The sequence below is a fragment of the Pantoea sp. Fr-CA_6 genome, assembly GCF_024520895.1.
Lineage (GTDB): Bacteria > Pseudomonadota > Gammaproteobacteria > Enterobacterales > Enterobacteriaceae > Pantoea > Pantoea agglomerans.
Genome location: NZ_JALNPO010000004.1, coordinates 14,776 through 32,400, shown reverse-complemented (window position 1 = coordinate 32,400; position 17,625 = coordinate 14,776). Strand labels below are relative to the sequence as shown.

Below are 17,625 nucleotides of genomic sequence, written 5' to 3'. Positions count from 1 at the left end.
GCGAACAAGAAGGCGAATGCGGTCAGGCATCAGACTTCCCTACGCTGGCATTATCCAGTTCAGGTCAGCGGGTTTTTCTCAGCCCTTTCCGTGTGGAAAGCGGCACCCCGAGTCGTGTTACGGCTTGCAGCATAGGCAAGCCGCGCAGCGAAAGCAAGCGACTCCCGCCTGGGAAATAATCAGAGCTGAAACAATTCACATGATCCCGATCAACACCTGAGGGTGCAAAAAAAGGCTTAATGCTGCGGGTTAACGATATACCTCTTTATAGGTAGTCCCGCTTATTACCCGGATGGGTAATATTTCCCGCAGTGACTCTGGTTACCCCATAATAATTAACCTGCTCGCAGCATCATCGTAAAAAACACTTTATTTCATGGAGTTAGAAAACTCCTGAAGCGGAACTTCATACTATTCAGGATGTATGATGCGATTTTTAGCGCTTATTCCACACCGCCATCGATGGCAGGATATTAATATTGAACGCAAGGGTGCCGTGGCACCCAATGGCAGACAGTACCTCTCCACCTATATTTCCGCCCGCTGCACAGGCTGTGGCGAAATTATTCACCGGGTCTATTATCGCGACATCAGCGATCGGCAGGCGCGCCGCTGGTTAGGTTAGCGTCCCGGTAACGGTCATTCCGGACACAGTTCAGGTTAACTGTTAGTTAGCAATTTGTTAGTCTGGTAACTAATCATCGTCTGACCAGACTCTCTCTATGCCACTGCTGTTTGAAAGCTTAAGCCATCAAATTTACCTGTCAGCCCCGCTGTTTATCCTGATCCTGCTGGGGTACTGCCTGACGCGCCTCGGGAAATGGCCCGCCAGCATCAGTGAAGGGATGAACCGCTTTGTGTTTAACGTTGCTCTGCCCTGCATGCTGTTTCGGGTGATGAGCACCTTCTCGCAAAGTCCGCCGGTGGATGCGCGCCTGTTGCTGGCCTTTTTCGGCAGTTGCCTGCTGGTGTTTATCGTGGGGCGACTGCTGGCAACAAGGCTGTTTAATCTGGATGGCGTAGCGGCGTCGGTTTTTGCGCTGGGCGGCATCTTTTCCAACAACGTCATGCTGGGGATCCCGGTGGCCACGGTACTGCTGGGGCCAGAAGCCCTGCCCCCGGTGGCGCTGGTGCTGGTGTTTAACAGCCTGATCCTCTGGACCTTACTGACCGTTTCGGTCGAGTGGGCAAAACAGGGCAGCTTCTCGCTGGAAGGACTCTGGCGCACCCTGCTCGGCGTGCTGAAGAATCCGCTGATCATCGGTATTCTCAGCGGTACAGCCTGGAGCTTTCTGCAACGTCCCTTGCCGCTGCTGGCCGCTGAACCGCTAAAGATGCTGGCCTCACTGGCTGCACCTCTGTCGCTGGTGACGCTGGGCATGAGCCTGGCACACTATCGGGTGCGGGATGGCTTAAAAGAGAGCTATACCATCTGCCTGCTGAAGCTGGTGCTGCAACCGATGACGGTATGGGCTATCGCGTGGCTGACCGATCTGCCGCCGCTGGAGAGTAAAGTGGTGGTGCTGCTGGGATCGATGGCAGTCGGGGTTAACGTCTATCTGATGTCGCAGAAGTTTAATGTCATTACCGGCCCGGCGGCGGCGAGCATGCTCTTTTCTACCGTGTTTGCGGCGGTGACAACGCCAATCTGGATGATGCTGATGACGCTGGCGGGCTATTAACAGGCTAAAAAAAAGCCCCGCAGCAGGCGTGCTGAAGGGCTATTGTCTGAGTGGCGAAAATTTACTCAGCCGATTTGGTACGAATCAGATAGTCAAAAGCGCTCAGTGAGGCTTTAGCACCCTCGCCGCTGGCGATGATGATCTGCTTGTACGGTACGGTGGTGCAGTCGCCCGCGGCGAACACGCCTTTCAGGCTGGTTTCGCATTTACCATCGATGATGATTTCACCCATTTTGTTACGCTCAACCGCGCCTTCCAGCCATGGGGTATTCGGCAACAGACCAATCTGAACGAAGATACCGGAGAGCGGCAGCTCATGAGTGGTCTGCGTCGTACGGTCGATATAGTGCAGGCCGGTGACTTTGGTGCCGTCGCCTTTCACTTCGGTGGTCTGGGCGTTCAGAATCACATCCACGTTCTTCAGGCTGCGCAGCTTATCCTGCAGCACCTGATCGGCGCGCATCTCACCGGCAAACTCCAGCAGCGTAACGTGTTCAACGATACCGGCCAGATCGATGGCCGCTTCCACGCCGGAGTTACCGCCGCCGATCACCGCCGTGCGTTTGCCTTTAAACAGCGGGCCATCGCAGTGTGGGCAGTAGGTCACGCCTTTGGTGCGATACTCTTCTTCACCCGGCACACCCATGTTACGCCAGCGTGCGCCGGTCGCCAGGATGATGCTGCGTGATTTCAATACTGCGCCGGAGGCGGTTTCGATGGCGTGCATTCCGCCCTCTTTCGCTGCCGGGATCAGTTTGATGGCGCTCTGGCTTTCAATGACGTCCACGTTGTAATCATCCACGTGTGCGCGCAGTGAACCGGCCAGTTTTGCCCCTTCGGTTTTCGGTACGGAGATATAGTTTTCGATATCGACCGTGTCCAGCACCTGGCCGCCAAAACGCTCACCCAGCAGGCCGGTACGGATACCTTTACGTGCTGAGTAGATGGCTGCCGCTGCGCCCGCCGGGCCGCTGCCGATAATCAGGACTTCATACGCGTCACGCTTGTTCAGCTCTTCCGCTGCACGTTTGTCGGCATTGGTATCCACTTTGCTGACGATTTCCGCCAGGCTCATGCGACCCTGACCAAACTCTTTACCATTGAGGTAAACCGCTGGCACGCCCATCACGTTACGTTCCTGAATCTCGTTCTGGAACAGGCCACCGTCGATAGCGGTGTGGCTGATGCGCGGGTTAATCACCGCCATCAGGTTCAGCGCCTGTACGACGTCAGGGCAGTTATGGCATGAGAGTGAATAGTAGGTTTCGAAATGGAAGTCGCTGTCCAGCGCGGCAATCTGATCCAGCAGGCTTTGTGCTTCTTTCGACGGATGCCCACCGGTCTGTAACAGTGCCAGCACCAGTGAGGTAAATTCGTGACCCAGAGGTGAACCGGCAAAACGCGGGCCGCTGTTCGAACCTGGGTTGGTGATCAGAAATGAGGGCTTACGCACCTGACGATCGTTCTCTTCGCGGAAGCTGACTTTGTCAGACAAACCGGCGATATCAACCAACAGTTCACGGATCTCGGTTGATTTTGCACCTTCGTCCAGCGTGGCAATCAACTCAACAGGTTTGGTTAATTTCTCAAGGTAAGCCTTGAGCTGGGTTTTCAGATTTGTGTCGAGCATAGTGATATCCTGGTCAAAAAATCGGGTGCCGCAGCACCCGATTGGAGAATGGTCGAAAGGCCGAAGCGGAATTAGATTTTGCCAACCAGGTCCAGAGACGGAGCCAGTGTTGCATCACCTTCTTTCCATTTAGCCGGGCACACTTCACCTGGGTGAGAAGCCACGTACTGAGCCGCTTTCACTTTGCGCAGCAGGTCAGAGGCGTCACGGCCAATGCCTTCAGCAGTGATTTCGATTGCCTGGATAACGCCTTCCGGGTCAACGATAAAGGTACCACGGTCAGCCAGACCTTCGTCTTCACGCATGATTTCGAAGTTACGGGTCAGCGCGCCAGTTGGGTCACCGATCATCGTGTACTGGATTTTCGCGATGGTGTCAGAAGAACCGTGCCAGGCTTTGTGGGTAAAGTGGGTATCGGTAGAAACGGAGTAGATATCTACGCCCAGTTTCTGGAACTCTTCGTAGTGATCAGCCACGTCGCCCAGCTCGGTCGGGCAGACGAAGGTGAAGTCAGCTGGATAGAAGAAGAACACACTCCATTTACCTTCAACGTCTTTCTCGGTTACGTCGATGAATTCGCCGTTTTTGAATGCTGCGTTTTTGAACGGCTTGATTTTGGTATTGATAATAGACATCTGGTGGCCTCCGTTAAAATATGTGATGCAGGTTACATAATTTCCGGGCCAACATCTAATATGCAGTCGTTATCAATTTGATTAACGAAAGCTATCAAACGCTAAGAGCCTGATGCTCTCTGGCCCGGCAGGCAGTGTACAGCGATTTACATGACATTTAACCCGCTTTATCTTTTCCGCCCCTCTCCGCGAATCGCTGCTAATTTTGTAAGACCGGATTAAAAGGGAGCTGACTTGTGGAGATTCGTCCGTTTACTGAAGCCGATCGTCCTTTTCTGCGTACGCTGTTTCTGGCGGCGCGTCGGCATAACTGGCGCTGGCTGGACGGCAGCGAGTGGCAGCTGGAAGATTTTGATGGGGTAATCCTGGGTGAAACCGTGCTGGTCGCGGAAGCTGATGGACAGCGGGTGGGATTTGCCGGCCTGCTGGAGAACGATAACTTCCTGCACAGCCTCTATGTCGATCCTGACTGGCAGGGGCGCGGCGTGGGCAGCGCTTTGCTTAAGGCGGCAGAGGCGCGCTTTACCTCAACCGGTGCGCTAAAGTGCCTGCAGAAGAATAAAGCGGCGCAGGCCTTTTACCTGAAACATGGCTGGAAGATGATTTCACAAGGCGAAGGCGAACATGGCGGCTACGTGTTAATGCACTACCCGCTGGCCTCGCAATATGCCAGCGGGTCGGGTCGTGCTTAAAGCGCGCGGAACGCGATGTCGCCGGGGATGACTTCGCCCTGCCAGTAAAGCTGGGCAGCAACGCGTCCGGCCAGCTGGCGATACAGCGCGGTAAACTCGCTATCGGGCCGGCGAATCACCGTCGGCTGACCTTCATCGAGATCTTCGCGCAGGTCAATGTGCAGCGGCAGCTGGGCCAGCAGCTGCGTCTGGTAATCCTCTACCAGTTTTTGTGCGCCGCCGGTGCCGAAAATCGGCTCATGGAAGCCACACTGACTGCAGACATGCAGGCTCATGTTTTCCACCACGCCAAGTACCGGCACATTGACCTTTTCAAACATCACCAGCCCTTTGCGGGCATCAATCAGGGCGATATCCTGCGGCGTGGTCACCACCAGCGCGCCCGTGACCGGTACGTTCTGCGCCAGCGTCAGCTGAATGTCACCGGTACCGGGTGGCATATCCAGCACCAGATAATCCAGCTCAGGCCACAGCGTCTCGTTCAGCAGCTGCATCAGCGCTTTGCTGGCCATCGGCCCGCGCCACACCATCGCATTATCGTCTGTGACCAGATAACCAATAGAGTTGGTTGCCAGCCCGTGCGCCATGATCGGCGCCATGTGGGTGCCATCCGGCGAGGTAGGCCGTTGATCCTGGGTGCCAAGCATGTTCGGCACTGACGGGCCATAAATGTCGGCGTCAAGAATTCCGACCCGCGCCCCCTCTGCTGCCAGCGCCAGCGCCATGTTCACGGCGGTGCTGGATTTACCCACGCCGCCTTTGCCAGAGCTGACCGCAATAATATTTTTCACGCCGTTGACGCCCGGCTGGTTTTTCACCCGTTTCAGGGTGGCAATGTCATGGCTGAGTCGCCAGTCGATGGCACCCGCGCCGGTCTGACGCAGCAGTTCGGCGCTGACCTGCTCTTTCAGGACGTCGAACCCGCTGGCCCAGGCAAACGGCATCAGCAGCTCCACATGCAGCGTACCGTCAAGCTGTGCCACGTGATGTAACGCCTTCAGGGCGGTGAGATTCTGCTTAAGGGTCGGATGCTCAAAGCTTCTCAATACGCCAGCCACGATGGCGCGCAGGCCTTCTGGCGTCTGCGGTTCCCGGGATTGTGCTGTCATCCCCTACTCCTTATTTCTGCTGTGCTTACGCTGTGTTTCAGCGATGTATTGTCAATGATATCAGATGCCCGTGGATCTGCGGTGACCGCAGGGGGTGAATCCCTTGTGTTTACGCAGGAGAAGCCTTCAGTTACCATCTAAGCCCGTTTTTTCAATCAACAGAAAGCTACGCAAACTATGACTCAAGTCGCTAAAAAAATTCTGGTAACGTGCGCACTGCCTTACGCGAACGGATCAATCCATCTCGGCCACATGCTCGAGCATATCCAGGCCGACATTTGGGTGCGTTATCAGCGAATGCGTGGCAATCAGGTTTATTTCATCTGCGCCGATGATGCGCACGGCACGCCTATCATGCTGAAAGCTCAGCAGTTAGGGATTGCACCGGAGCAGATGATTGCAGAAATGAAAAGCGAGCATGAAGCCGACTTTGCCGGTTTCAACGTCAGCTATGACAACTATCACTCGACCCACGGCGACGAAAACCGTGAGCTTTCTGCGCTGATTTATGGCCGTCTGAAAGAGAACGGTTTTATTAAGAACCGCACCATCTCCCAGCTTTACGATCCGGAAAAAGGGATGTTCCTGCCGGACCGTTTTGTAAAAGGCACCTGCCCGAAATGTAAATCTGCCGATCAGTATGGCGATAACTGCGAAGTGTGTGGCGCGACCTACAGCCCGACCGAGCTGATCGAGCCAAAATCGGTGGTCTCTGGCGCGACGCCGGTTCTGCGCGACTCTGAACACTTCTTCTTTGATCTGCCATCCTTCAGCGCCATGCTGCAGGCCTGGACCCGCTCGGGTGCGCTGCAGGATCAGGTGGCGAACAAAATGCAGGAGTGGTTCGAATCGGGCCTGCAGCAGTGGGATATCTCCCGCGACGCGCCTTACTTCGGCTTTGAAATTCCGGACGCGCCAGGCAAATATTTTTATGTCTGGCTGGATGCGCCTATCGGCTACATGGGCTCGTTCAAGAACCTGTGCGACAAGCGCGGCGACATCGACTTCGATGAATTCTGGCGTAAAGACTCCACTACCGAGCTCTATCACTTCATCGGTAAAGATATCGTCTACTTCCACAGCCTGTTCTGGCCAGCGATGCTGGAAGGCAGCAACTTCCGCAAGCCGAACAATCTGTTTGTGCACGGCTATGTCACCGTCAACGGTGCCAAGATGTCGAAGTCGCGCGGCACCTTTATTAAAGCCAGCACCTGGCTGCAGCATCTGGATGCGGACAGCCTGCGTTACTACTACGCGGCGAAACTCTCTTCACGTATCGACGATATCGACCTGAATCTGGAAGATTTCGTCCAGCGCGTGAACGCCGACATCGTCAACAAGGTGGTTAACCTGGCGTCACGTAACGCGGGCTTTATCACTAAACGCTTTGACGGCAAACTGGCGGCGGAGCTGGCCGATCCGGCGCTCTATCAGACCTTTGTGGACGCATCAGAGAAGATTGGTGAAGCCTGGGCCGGTCGTGAATACAGCCGGGCTATTCGTGAGATCATGGCGCTGGCCGACCTGGCGAACCGCTATGTCGATGAGCAGGCTCCGTGGGTGGTGGCGAAGCAGGAAGGCCGTGATGCCGATCTGCAGGCGATCTGCTCAATGGGCATTAACCTGTTCCGCATTCTGATGACCTGGCTGAAGCCGGTGCTGCCGTCACTGAGCGCCCGCGCAGAAGGCTTCCTGAACTGCGAACTGAGCTGGGATGCTATCGCGCAACCGCTGCTGGACCACCAGGTTGCGCCATTCAAAGCGCTCTACAGCCGCATTGAGATGGCAAAGGTTGAAGGACTGATTGAAGCCTCGAAAGAGGATGCCGCTGCCGCCAGTGCACCGGCCGCAAGCGGCCCGCTGGCAGATTCGCCGGTAGGTGACACCATCACCATCGACGATTTCGCCAAAGTTGATATGCGCGTGGCGCTGATTGAGCAGGCGGAACTGGTTGAGGGTTCGGACAAGCTGCTGCGCCTGCAGCTCGACCTGGGCGGTGAAAAGCGTCAGATCTTCTCGGGTATCCGCGCCGCCTATCCCGATCCCTCTGTGCTGGTCGGTAAAATGACCATTATCGTGGCCAACCTCGCGCCACGTAAAATGCGCTTTGGTATCTCTGAAGGCATGGTGTTGTCAGCGGGTCCTGGCGGCAAAGATCTGTTTGTGCTGTCCGTTGACAGCGGGGCTGTACCGGGAATGCCCGTTAAGTAACACTCTGCATTCTGCGGCTTTAACCGCTTAGTGCAGTGCCGTTCTTAAACCCTTCGTGCCTCATCACGGGCGCGAAGGGTTATCTCTCCTCGCTCTGAATGTGCACCGCTTCCATTCCACTCCCGCCCCTGAAAATCTGTATCTGCTACGGCCACACCGCTGCATAAATGTGATCGCTAGCACGCTAAGCGGTTAATGCGTATGATGAAGCTCAGTGAAAACAGGAGCCTGCCATGCTCACCGTGCTGTCTGTCTGCGGGCGCTATCTTCGCGCCTTTATCATCATTTATCTCTGTTTATACGCCGGAATCGGCATCGCCTCGCTGCTGCCCATCAAACTGCCTGGCAGCATCCTTGGGATGTTAATTCTGTTTGCCCTGCTCGCCTCGCAGATCCTGCCGGTCAGCTGGGTTAAACCGGGCTGCCATCTGCTGATTCGCTATATGGCGCTGCTGTTTGTGCCGATCAGCGTCGGGGTAATGAGCTACACCGATATTCTGACCGCGCAGTTTGGCCCTATCGTGATCTCCTGCGTCGTCAGCACTTTCCTGGTTCTCTCTATTGTCGGCGTAAGCGCCCACCAGCTTCATAGTCGCCACCCGGCCGGGGAGTCAGGCGATGAGTGAAATATGGTGGTCACTGCCACTGACGCTGGCGGCATTTTTTCTGGCGCGCAAACTGGCGATACGGCTGAAAATCTCGCTGCTTAATCCGCTGCTGGTCGCGATGGCGATTATTATCCCGATTCTGCTGCTGTTGCAGCTGCCCTATTCGCGCTATTTCGCGGGCAGTCAGATTCTTAATCAGCTGCTGCAACCGGCTGTTGTCGCGCTGGCACTGCCGCTGTATGAGCAGATGCATCAGATCCGTGCCCGCTGGAAATCGATTATTGGCGTCTGCTTTATCGGCAGTGTGACCGCCATGACCTCTGGCACCGCTATTGCTCTGTGGATGGGTGCCACGCCTGAAATCGCCGCTACCATTGTTCCTAAATCCGTTACCACGCCCATTGCGATGGCCGTCTCCGGTTCGCTGCACGGCATTCCCGCCATCAGCGCCATCTGCGTGCTGATTGCCGGGGTACTGGGTGCGGTGTTCGGACATACCGTGCTGAATCTGCTTGGCGTGAAATCTAAAGCAGCGCGCGGACTGGCGATAGGTAACGCGTCGCACGCCCTCGGCACAGCACGCGCCGCTGAACTCGACTATCAGGAAGGGGCATTCAGTTCACTGGCGTTGGTGATCTGCGGCATCATCACCTCACTGCTGGCGCCGTTTATTTTTCCGCTGCTGCTGCACTGGTTTGGCTGAAAGTTTGCGAGAGATCTCGCAAAGTTGAAACATGCAACACAGGTTACATTGTCAGAGCGATGTGGATCACATATAAACCGGTGACTGGCACATCGCCCTGCTGAATCTAATGAGGCTCACATGCAATCCCGTTTCCTCTCTGCCTTTGAGGCATTGCCGTCAACGCTGCAAACCGCACTCGCTCCGCTGCTGGACGATCCTGGCTTTCAGGCGGTGCTGAGCGCCGACCAGGTCGCCTCACTGCAGCAACAGACACAGATGGATGCCGATGCTCTGGCGCTGGCGCTGCTGCCCCTGGCGGCGGCCTGTGCCGTTGCTACCGTGTCGCATTTTAACGTCGGGGCTATCGCCCGTGGCGTCAGCGGCAACTGGTACTTCGGGGCCAACATGGAATTTATCGGTACGCCGTTGCAGCAGACGGTTCACGCCGAGCAGAGCGCCATTACCCATGCGTGGCTGCGTGGCGAAAGTCAGCTTGAGACGATCACCGTTAACTACACACCGTGCGGTCACTGCCGTCAGTTTATGAACGAGCTGAACAGCGGTACGAACATTCGCATCAGCCTGCCACAACGCGCGATCAGCACCCTGGCAGATTATCTGCCGGATGCCTTTGGACCGCGCGATCTGGACATCACGACCTTTCTGATGGACAGCGTGGATCACGGCTATGTAGCCGAAGGCGATGAACTGGTGCAGGCCGCGGTTGCCGCTGCCAATGCCAGCCACGCGCCTTACAGCCAGTCACACGCCGGTGTTGCGCTGCTGACCGCAAACGGCGCGATTGTCACCGGGCGCTATGCGGAAAATGCCGCCTTTAACCCGAGTTTCCCGCCCCTTCAGGCGGCGCTGGTCCTGCTCAACATGCAGGGTGGCGATGTTCGTCAGATAAAAAAAGCGGTATTAGCCGAAGTGGAAAATGCCACGCTAAGCCAGTTCGCCGCCACACAGGCGACACTAGAGACATTTGGTTGCGGTGAGCTGCTGCAGGTGACGCTGAACAAAGCATAACCCGCTGTCAGAGAGGCCACAGTTTTGTGAGCTTTTATGAACAAACGCTGTACTTCTGCGGGAAATTTCATAGGATCTGGCGCCAGAATTCACGTCATTACAAATTACTCTGAATAATTCAGGTTGCAGGATGGCAGCACGGTCGTGAATGTTTCTGCAGCGGTTACCCTGCCGCTGCCAGGCCTGCAGTCTGAGCTATAACGGGTAAGAAAACTGGCGCTACCTTTCCGGCGTGACGCCAGACAACACTGCAACCGGAGCATTACCGCATGGAACTCGACTACGAAAGTAAACGCCCGCTGTATATCCCTTATGCTGGCCCGATTTTGCTGGAATTTCCCCTGCTGAACAAAGGCAGCGCCTTTAGTATCGAAGAACGTAACGAATTCAACCTCAACGGTCTGCTGCCAGAAGCAGTGGAATCGATTGAAGAGCAGGCGCAGCGAGCCTGGCGTCAGTTCCAGGACTTCAAAAACAATAACGATAAGCATGTCTACCTGCGTAACATCCAGGACACCAACGAAACGCTGTTCTACCGCCTGCTGGATAACCATCTCGAAGAGATGATGCCCATCATCTACACCCCGACCGTCGGCGCAGCCTGCGAACACTTCTCTGAAATCTACCGTCGTGCGCGTGGCGTGTTCATCTCCTACCCTAACCGCGACCATATCGAAGATATGCTGCAAAACGCCACCAAGCAGAATGTGAAGGTGATCGTGGTGACTGATGGCGAGCGTATTCTGGGCCTCGGCGATCAGGGCATCGGTGGTATGGGTATCCCGATTGGTAAGCTTTCACTCTACACCGCCTGTGGCGGCATCAGTCCGGCTTACACCCTGCCGGTGGTGCTGGATGTTGGTACCAACAACCAGCAGTTGCTGAACGATCCGCTCTATATGGGCTGGCGTCATCCGCGCATCACTGGCGAAGAGTATGATGCGTTCGTGAACGATTTTATTCAGGCCGTTAAACGCCGCTGGCCGAAAGTGCTGTTGCAGTTTGAAGATTTCGCCCAGAAGAATGCCATGCCGCTGCTGAACCGCTATCGCGATGAAGTCTGCTGCTTTAATGATGATATTCAGGGCACTGCCGCCGTGACCGTGGGTACGCTGATTGCCGCCAGCCGCGCCGCCGGCAGCCGCCTGTGCGAGCAGAAAGTGGTGTTCCTGGGCGCCGGTTCCGCAGGTTGTGGTATCGCTGAACAGATCATCGCACAGATGAAATCCGAAGGTCTGAGTGACGAGGAAGCGCGTGGCCGGGTAATGATGGTGGATCGCTTTGGTCTGCTCACTGACAAGCTGCCTAACCTGCTCGATTTCCAGAGCAAGCTGGTGCAGAAGAGCGAAAACCTGCAGCAGTGGGATGTTACCAATGATTCCATCTCGCTGCTGGACGTGGTGCGCAATGCGCAGCCCGATATTCTGATTGGTGTCTCTGGCCAGCCGGGCCTGTTCACCGAAGAGATCATCCGCGAGATGCACAAGCACTGTAAGCGCCCTATTGTGATGCCACTGTCGAACCCGACATCACGCGTGGAAGCGACGCCAGCCGATATCATCGCCTGGACTGACGGTGCCGCACTGGTCGCAACCGGCAGTCCGTTCTCGCCGGTGAGCTGGAACGGTAAAACCTATCCGATTGCGCAGTGCAACAACTCCTACATCTTCCCGGGCATTGGTCTGGGTGTGATTGCTTCGGGTGCCAGCCGCGTTACCGATACCATGCTGATGACCGCCAGCCGCGCGCTCGCTGACTGCTCTCCGCTGGTGAATGAAGGTGAAGGCCCGGTGCTGCCAGAGATTAAAGATATCCAGGGTGTATCGAAAATCATTGCGATGGAAGTGGGTAAAGCTGCTCAGCTGGCGGGTGTCGCCGTGGTGACCTCTGAAGATGTGTTGTCACAGGCTATCGCCAACAACTTCTGGCTGCCGCAGTACCGTCATTATCGTCGTACCTCGATTTAATCTTCAGACTGCCGGATTGCATCCGATCCGGCAGTGTTCAAAAAGAGCACAGCCAGCCGGCAGTAACTTGCTTCACAGTGACAGCTCAAGTAGCCTTGTCCCATCTCACTATTCTGACATCGAGTCTCCAGGCGCATGCTGAAACGCGTTTTCATTGGTCTGCTTTTCATCATCTTACTGATGATGGCAACGGCGCTCGGCCTTGATCGCTGGATCAGCTGGAAAACTGCGCCCTTTATCTACGAAAATGTCGCCTCTTTGCCACATCGTCAGGTCGGTGTGGTACTGGGTACGGCGAAATATTATCGCACCGGCGTCATCAATCAGTATTACCTCTATCGTATGCAGGGCGCGCTGAATGCCTACAACAGCGGCAAGGTCAATTATCTGCTGCTAAGCGGTGATAACGCGCTGCAAAGCTATAACGAGCCGATGACGATGCGCCGCGATCTCATCAAAGCCGGTGTCGATCCGGCTGATATCGTGCTGGACTATGCCGGTTTCCGCACGCTGGATTCGATTGTGCGCACCCGCAAAGTGTTTGATACCAACGACTTCATTATTATCACGCAGCGTTTCCATTGTGAGCGTGCCCTGTTTATCGCCTTACAGCTGGGTATTCAGGCGCAGTGTTATGCGGTGCCCTCACCGAAGAACATGCTTAGCGTGCGCTTCCGTGAGGTAGGTGCCCGGCTGGGCGCGCTGGTGGACCTCTTCCTGCTTAAGCGCGAACCGCGCTTCCTGGGCCCACTGGTGCCGATCCCCGCCGTACGCGATGTCCCTGAAGATGCGCAGAGTTACCCGGCAGTGACGCCGGAGCAGCTGCTTGAGCTGGAACAGAAGCTGCGGAAATAACGCACACACTGGGTTACTGCTTTACTGAGGTCTGGCAGTGACGTCCTGGGCTCAGGGAGCATACGCCTTCCGTAAAGACGCAAAAGACGCCATCACTGGCGGGGCTCAGCGCAGGCGATTACGCACCTCATCCCTGAGGTGCGCCCATAGACGGGCCAATGCATTGCGTTGTTCAAAAACGCTCCCGGCGTTTTGTCCATAGTCTGCGATGCTTTACTACGGGCATATGCTCCCATCGTTTTAAGTGGGTTAGCCGTCTGTTTGTATTTTCCTGGGCTTAGATGAATCTCACAGCAATAAATAAGCTCAACGCGCAGGGAACAGGGTCAGAAGAGGAAAGCGTCCCGCGTCAGGGACGACGCGGGCCGAGCGTGTCATGGATGACAGGTTTTGCGTCTTTCCGATCTGACCGTGTTCCCTACGCATACTCGATCTCACAGCAACGACCCCAGCACTCTCCGCTATAAAAAGCGTTCTGCGGAGGAATGACACAGGCAGATCATTTACTGGCCTTAGCGTCTTTCCGATCTGACCGTGTTCCCTTCGCATACTCGATCTCACAGCAACACCCACCACTTCCACATAATAAAAAAGCGACCCGAAGGTCGCTTTGTGAGCACTGAAGAAGACTTACTTCTTACGAGAATATTTCAGGGAATCCAGCGCCACGGCGAAGATGATGATGCCGCCTTTAATGATGTACTGCCAGTAAGGGTTAACGCCGATATAGGTCAGACCATAGTTGATGACGGTGAAGATCAACACACCGGTCACTACGCCCGCCACGCTACCCACACCACCGGCGAAGGAGACACCGCCGACCACGCAGGCCGCAATCGCATCCAGCTCATACATAAAGCCAAGGTTGTTGGTGGCCGAACCGATACGACCCGCTTCCAGCATCCCGCCGAAGGCGTAGAACACACCTGACAGGGCATAAATCATGATCAGGTTCAGGTTGACGTTAACGCCTGAGACTTTCGCCGCTTCCGGGTTACCGCCGATAGCAAAAATGTTCTTGCCGAAGCGGGTTTTGTTCCACAGCACCCAGACGAAAATAATGGCAATCACGGCGTAAAAGGTGATGAACGAGAGCTTGAAATCACCAAAGCGTAAGAAGCCCTGGGTAAATTTCGAGAACCCTGTATCAAAACCGGCAATCGGTGATGCGCCAACAAAGTCGTAATAGAGTGAGTTGATACCGTAAACGATGATCATGGTGCCCAGCGTGGTGATAAATGGCGTTACCTTGAGGTAAGCAATAATCACACCGTTGACCAGTCCAATCACGCCGCCGATGATGCACACGGTCAGAATAACCAGTGGAATCGGCACCGTATCCAGCGTCGGGAAGACCTTGTTCGCGTTATCCATCGCCTGCAGCAGCGTCGCGGCGACCACCGCCGCCAGACCGACCTGACGTCCGGCTGACAGGTCAGTACCCTGGGTCACAATCAAACCCGCCACACCCAGTGCAATAATAATGCGCACCGAAGATTGGGTCAGAATATTACTCAGGTTCATTAAACTTAAAAATGAGGGGTCCTGGAAAATAATAATAGCCAGCAATACCAGCAGCACGACATAAATGCCGCCCTCTTTTAACCAGGTTAGCGCATTCTTTTTTGTAGTCGCTTTCATGTTAACAGCCCTTGCTTCATTAAAGGTGTAATGACGCTAAACGCAATATTTCGTTCTGCGTGGTCGTTTTGGTATCAACTATGCCTGCTACCAGACCATTACTCATTACCAGAATACGATCGGTAATGCCTAACAGCTCCGGCATTTCGGATGAGATAATAATGATGCCCTTTTCTCTTTTCGCCAGCTCAGCAATTAACTGGTAAATTTCGAATTTTGCACCAACATCAATACCGCGAGTGGGTTCATCAAGCATCAGGATTTCAGGCTGGGTCAATAACCAGCGGCCAATAATCACTTTTTGCTGGTTACCGCCCGAAAGCGAACCAATCTGAGTATGGTGGCCTGGCGTTTTTACACGCATAGAATCGATCACCCATTGGGTATCACTCTTCATGCGTTTATTATCCAGCAGTCCCATACTGTTTTTATATTTTTTGATATTGGAAATAAGCGAGTTAAAACCAATGTCGAGGAAAGCATAAATACCGGTTGAGCGACGCTCTTCAGTCACCAGCGCAAAACCGTGGTTAATGGCTTCATTGGCGCTGTGATTATTAATCGGTTTGCCATGCAGTTTAATGGTGCCGCCCGATTTTTCGCGAATGCCAAACAGCGTTTCGACGATATCGGTACGTTTGGCGCCCACCAGCCCGGCAATGCCGAGTATCTCCCCTTTACGCAAATCAAATGAGATGTCGCGAATCGATGGCTGACGCAGTGACGTCAGATGACGCACTTCAAGAATCGTCTCGCCGGGCACGTTGGTACGGTCAGGGAAACGCTGGTTCAGTGAACGGCCGACCATCATGGAGATGATCTTATCCATATCCAGCCCTTCCAGCGGCTGAGAGGTGATCCACTGACCATCACGCAGGATAGTGATCTCATCACACAGCTGGAAAATCTCTTCCATTTTGTGCGAAATATAAACAATGCCACAGCCGCGATCTTTCAGCTTACGAATAATCGTGAACAGGTGATTAACCTCTTTCTCGGTTAACGAGGAGGTCGGCTCATCCATAATCACAATTTTCGCGTCATAGGAAAACGCTTTGGCAATTTCAATCATCTGCATCTGCGATACAGAAAGATTGGCAACTTTGTCGCGCGGATCGATATCGATATCCAGCTCGTCAAAAATCGCTTTGGTATCCCGGTACATTTTATCCTGATCGACAAAGAAGCCTTTGCGCGGATAACGCCCAAGCCACATATTGTCCATCACGGTACGCTGCAGAACCAGGTTTAATTCCTGATGCACCATCGACACGCCATTTTCCAGCGCCTCTTTAGAGCTTTTATAGTCGATCTCTTTACCCTGAAACAGGATACTGCCGGTATCTTTTTTATAAATACCAAACAGGCATTTTAATAAGGTGGATTTCCCGGCACCGTTCTCGCCCATTAATGCATGAACAGAGTGAGGCCGCACTTTTAAATTCACATTATCTAACGCTTTAACGCCGGGAAATGATTTTGAGACATCCGTCATTTCCAGCAGATATTCTCGCTGCGCGGTCGTATTATCACTGGCCATATTTTACCTGGCTAAAAAACGGTGGTGACATAAAAAAGGCGCGACAGCGGTCGCGCCCGTAATCGATCTTATTTCACGAACTGAGACAGATTTTCTTTATCAACCGGCACGTAAGGAACGCGGACGATCTTATCAACCATCTTGAAGTTTGTTCCGTCGGTGGCAGCTTTGCCGTTAGCCAGATTGTTGGCAATATCCAGCGTTGCTTTCGCCTGGTTTTCCGCATCGTTCAGCACGGTACCGGCCAGCGCACCGGATTTCACCAGCGCCAGCGCTTCTGGCAGTGCATCGACGCCGAAGACCGGGATTGAGGTCATGTTGTGCGCTTTCAGCGCTTCAACCGCACCCATCGCCATCGCATCGTTGTTGGCAATCACGACTTCGATTTTTTTGGCATTCGGGCCTGACAGCCACGCATCCATCTTATCTTTGGCCTGCGCGGTATCCCACATTGCAGTATCCATCGCTAACTGCTGGGTTTTCAGACCATCTTTGTTCAGGGTATCGATCACATATTTGGTACGGGCTTCTGCATCAGGATGGCCCGGCTCGCCTTTCAGCAGTACGAACTGAATCTGACCATCTTTGTTCAGATCCCACGCGGGTGTCGCTTTCCAGTGCTTCTCAATCAGCTGCCCCTGAATGATGCCTGACTCTTTAGAGTCGGTACCGACATAGTAAGCTTTGTCATAACCGGCCAGCACTTTGGCGTTAGGTTCTTTGTTGAAGAAGACCACCGGCACGTCGTTGGCACGCGCTTTGTCTACTACAACCGCAGCCGCAGCCGGGTCAACCAGGTTAATCGCCAGCGCTTTCACGCCTTTTGCCATCAGCACGTCAATCTGATCGTTCTGTTTGGACTGGTCGTTCTGTGAATCATTCATCAGCAACTGCACGCCACCGATCGCTTTCGCTTCTTTCTCGATGTCTTTGCGCACCATTGACATGAAGTTGTCATCATATTTGTAAATGGTCACGCCGATACGGGTGTCAGCTGCGTGAGCGGTTGCACCAAACATCATGCTGGCAACCAGTGCTGTAAGCGTGAAAACCTTCTTATTCATGGTATCTCCGGTTTTATTATGCAGGGTCTTTTTAGCGCTACCGCGCCATAAAGGCGGGAGAGCAATCGGTAAAACAGATCGGCGCGTGGGTTAACGTAATGAGGTTGTTAAGCCATTGAACACCGTCTAAAACCTGACTTCCCTGTGACAGAATGCTTCCATGAAGAGGGTATAAACCCTTTAACCGGCTACTGAGACCACAACTGATGCCGTTACACTGGCGTTACATAATGTTTCAGTCCGGTAAGACGCTGCCATCATAGTAAGAGCAATGTTA

At 54.2% G+C, this 17,625-nt stretch carries 15 protein-coding genes and 1 riboswitch; of the genes, 9 read left to right on the top strand and 6 right to left on the bottom strand.

The annotated features are described in order from the left end of the window. Positions 1–19: 19 nt before the first annotated feature. Positions 20–120: riboswitch (TPP riboswitch) on the bottom strand. A gap of 307 nt (positions 121–427) precedes the next feature. Then, positions 428–625: a hypothetical protein gene (locus NR201_RS08770; RefSeq protein WP_010248217.1), complete on the top strand. Its 198-nt coding sequence runs from the start codon at positions 428–430 to the stop codon at positions 623–625. A 97-nt stretch (positions 626–722) separates the two neighbouring features. After that, positions 723–1,682, top strand: a complete 960-nt coding sequence (locus NR201_RS08765; protein ID WP_022625034.1) for an AEC family transporter — start codon at positions 723–725, stop codon at positions 1,680–1,682. Positions 1,683–1,743: 61 nt separating this feature from the next. On the opposite strand, the gene ahpF is transcribed toward NR201_RS08765, so the two are convergent. Together ahpF and ahpC are read right to left on the bottom strand one after the other, a co-directional pair. Next, on the bottom strand, positions 1,744–3,312 hold the full coding sequence (gene ahpF / locus NR201_RS08760; RefSeq protein WP_010248223.1) for an alkyl hydroperoxide reductase subunit F: 1,569 nt from the start codon (positions 3,310–3,312) through the stop codon (positions 1,744–1,746). A gap of 71 nt (positions 3,313–3,383) precedes the next feature. Next, complete coding sequence (ahpC, locus tag NR201_RS08755; RefSeq protein ID WP_010248225.1) at positions 3,384–3,947, bottom strand: alkyl hydroperoxide reductase subunit C; 564 nt, start codon at positions 3,945–3,947, stop codon at positions 3,384–3,386. 236 nt (positions 3,948–4,183) lie between these two features. Between ahpC and NR201_RS08750 the strand changes: the two genes are divergently transcribed. After that, complete coding sequence (locus tag NR201_RS08750; RefSeq protein ID WP_010670997.1) at positions 4,184–4,639, top strand: GNAT family N-acetyltransferase; 456 nt, start codon at positions 4,184–4,186, stop codon at positions 4,637–4,639. Here the strand turns inward: NR201_RS08750 and apbC are convergent. Beyond that, positions 4,636–5,748, bottom strand: a complete 1,113-nt coding sequence (gene apbC, locus NR201_RS08745) for an iron-sulfur cluster carrier protein ApbC (protein ID WP_010248231.1) — start codon at positions 5,746–5,748, stop codon at positions 4,636–4,638. The two genes, NR201_RS08750 and apbC, sit on opposite strands and share 4 nt — an antisense overlap. A gap of 177 nt (positions 5,749–5,925) precedes the next feature. On the opposite strand from apbC, the gene metG reads away from it, so the two are divergent. The 6 genes from metG to sanA all read left to right on the top strand — a co-directional run bounded on the left by metG (position 5,926) and on the right by sanA (position 13,103). Further along, entirely contained in the window at positions 5,926–7,959 is a 2,034-nt protein-coding gene (gene metG / locus NR201_RS08740) for a methionine--tRNA ligase (RefSeq protein WP_033767846.1), read from the top strand. Positions 7,960–8,192: 233 nt separating this feature from the next. Beyond that, on the top strand, positions 8,193–8,585 hold the full coding sequence (locus NR201_RS08735) for a CidA/LrgA family protein (RefSeq protein ID WP_228312564.1): 393 nt from the start codon (positions 8,193–8,195) through the stop codon (positions 8,583–8,585). After that, positions 8,578–9,270 carry a CidB/LrgB family autolysis modulator gene (locus NR201_RS08730; protein ID WP_010248240.1) on the top strand — a complete coding sequence of 231 codons (693 nt, stop codon included), beginning with the start codon at positions 8,578–8,580 and terminating at the stop codon, positions 9,268–9,270. The genes NR201_RS08735 and NR201_RS08730 overlap by 8 nt, the downstream gene beginning before the upstream one ends. A gap of 120 nt (positions 9,271–9,390) precedes the next feature. Further along, on the top strand, positions 9,391–10,281 hold the full coding sequence (gene cdd / locus NR201_RS08725; protein WP_064690231.1) for a cytidine deaminase: 891 nt from the start codon (positions 9,391–9,393) through the stop codon (positions 10,279–10,281). 269 nt (positions 10,282–10,550) lie between these two features. Continuing rightward, positions 10,551–12,248, top strand: a complete 1,698-nt coding sequence (locus NR201_RS08720; RefSeq protein WP_010248245.1) for an NAD-dependent malic enzyme — start codon at positions 10,551–10,553, stop codon at positions 12,246–12,248. A gap of 135 nt (positions 12,249–12,383) precedes the next feature. Beyond that, complete coding sequence (sanA, locus tag NR201_RS08715) at positions 12,384–13,103, top strand: outer membrane permeability protein SanA (protein WP_010248246.1); 720 nt, start codon at positions 12,384–12,386, stop codon at positions 13,101–13,103. Between the two features lie 630 nt (positions 13,104–13,733). Here sanA and mglC read toward each other — a convergent pair. From mglC to mglB, 3 genes are all read right to left on the bottom strand, one after another. After that, entirely contained in the window at positions 13,734–14,744 is a 1,011-nt protein-coding gene (gene mglC / locus NR201_RS08710; RefSeq protein ID WP_010248248.1) for a galactose/methyl galactoside ABC transporter permease MglC, read from the bottom strand. A 19-nt stretch (positions 14,745–14,763) separates the two neighbouring features. Then, positions 14,764–16,284: a galactose/methyl galactoside ABC transporter ATP-binding protein MglA gene (gene mglA / locus NR201_RS08705; protein ID WP_010248250.1), complete on the bottom strand. Its 1,521-nt coding sequence runs from the start codon at positions 16,282–16,284 to the stop codon at positions 14,764–14,766. 68 nt (positions 16,285–16,352) lie between these two features. Continuing rightward, positions 16,353–17,348, bottom strand: coding sequence for a galactose/glucose ABC transporter substrate-binding protein MglB (mglB, locus tag NR201_RS08700; protein WP_010248252.1), 996 nt, complete (start codon positions 17,346–17,348; stop codon positions 16,353–16,355). Positions 17,349–17,625: the final 277 nt, after the last annotated feature.

Excerpts from the sequence above, each read along its gene's own strand:
- NR201_RS08735 (WP_228312564.1), top strand. The coding sequence starts at position 8,193 with ATGCTCACCGTGCTGTCTGTCTGCGGGCGCTATCTTCGCGCCTTTATC.
- NR201_RS08720 (WP_010248245.1), top strand. The coding sequence starts at position 10,551 with ATGGAACTCGACTACGAAAGTAAACGCCCGCTGTATATCCCTTATGCT.
- cdd (WP_064690231.1), top strand. The coding sequence starts at position 9,391 with ATGCAATCCCGTTTCCTCTCTGCCTTTGAGGCATTGCCGTCAACGCTG.
- NR201_RS08730 (WP_010248240.1), top strand. The coding sequence starts at position 8,578 with ATGAGTGAAATATGGTGGTCACTGCCACTGACGCTGGCGGCATTTTTT.
- apbC (WP_010248231.1), bottom strand. The coding sequence starts at position 5,748 with ATGACAGCACAATCCCGGGAACCGCAGACGCCAGAAGGCCTGCGCGCC.
- NR201_RS08765 (WP_022625034.1), top strand. The coding sequence starts at position 723 with ATGCCACTGCTGTTTGAAAGCTTAAGCCATCAAATTTACCTGTCAGCC.
- ahpF (WP_010248223.1), bottom strand. The coding sequence starts at position 3,312 with ATGCTCGACACAAATCTGAAAACCCAGCTCAAGGCTTACCTTGAGAAA.
- mglA (WP_010248250.1), bottom strand. The coding sequence starts at position 16,284 with ATGGCCAGTGATAATACGACCGCGCAGCGAGAATATCTGCTGGAAATG.
- mglC (WP_010248248.1), bottom strand. The coding sequence starts at position 14,744 with ATGAAAGCGACTACAAAAAAGAATGCGCTAACCTGGTTAAAAGAGGGC.
- sanA (WP_010248246.1), top strand. The coding sequence starts at position 12,384 with ATGCTGAAACGCGTTTTCATTGGTCTGCTTTTCATCATCTTACTGATG.
- NR201_RS08770 (WP_010248217.1), top strand. The coding sequence starts at position 428 with ATGCGATTTTTAGCGCTTATTCCACACCGCCATCGATGGCAGGATATT.
- ahpC (WP_010248225.1), bottom strand. The coding sequence starts at position 3,947 with ATGTCTATTATCAATACCAAAATCAAGCCGTTCAAAAACGCAGCATTC.
- mglB (WP_010248252.1), bottom strand. The coding sequence starts at position 17,348 with ATGAATAAGAAGGTTTTCACGCTTACAGCACTGGTTGCCAGCATGATG.
- metG (WP_033767846.1), top strand. The coding sequence starts at position 5,926 with ATGACTCAAGTCGCTAAAAAAATTCTGGTAACGTGCGCACTGCCTTAC.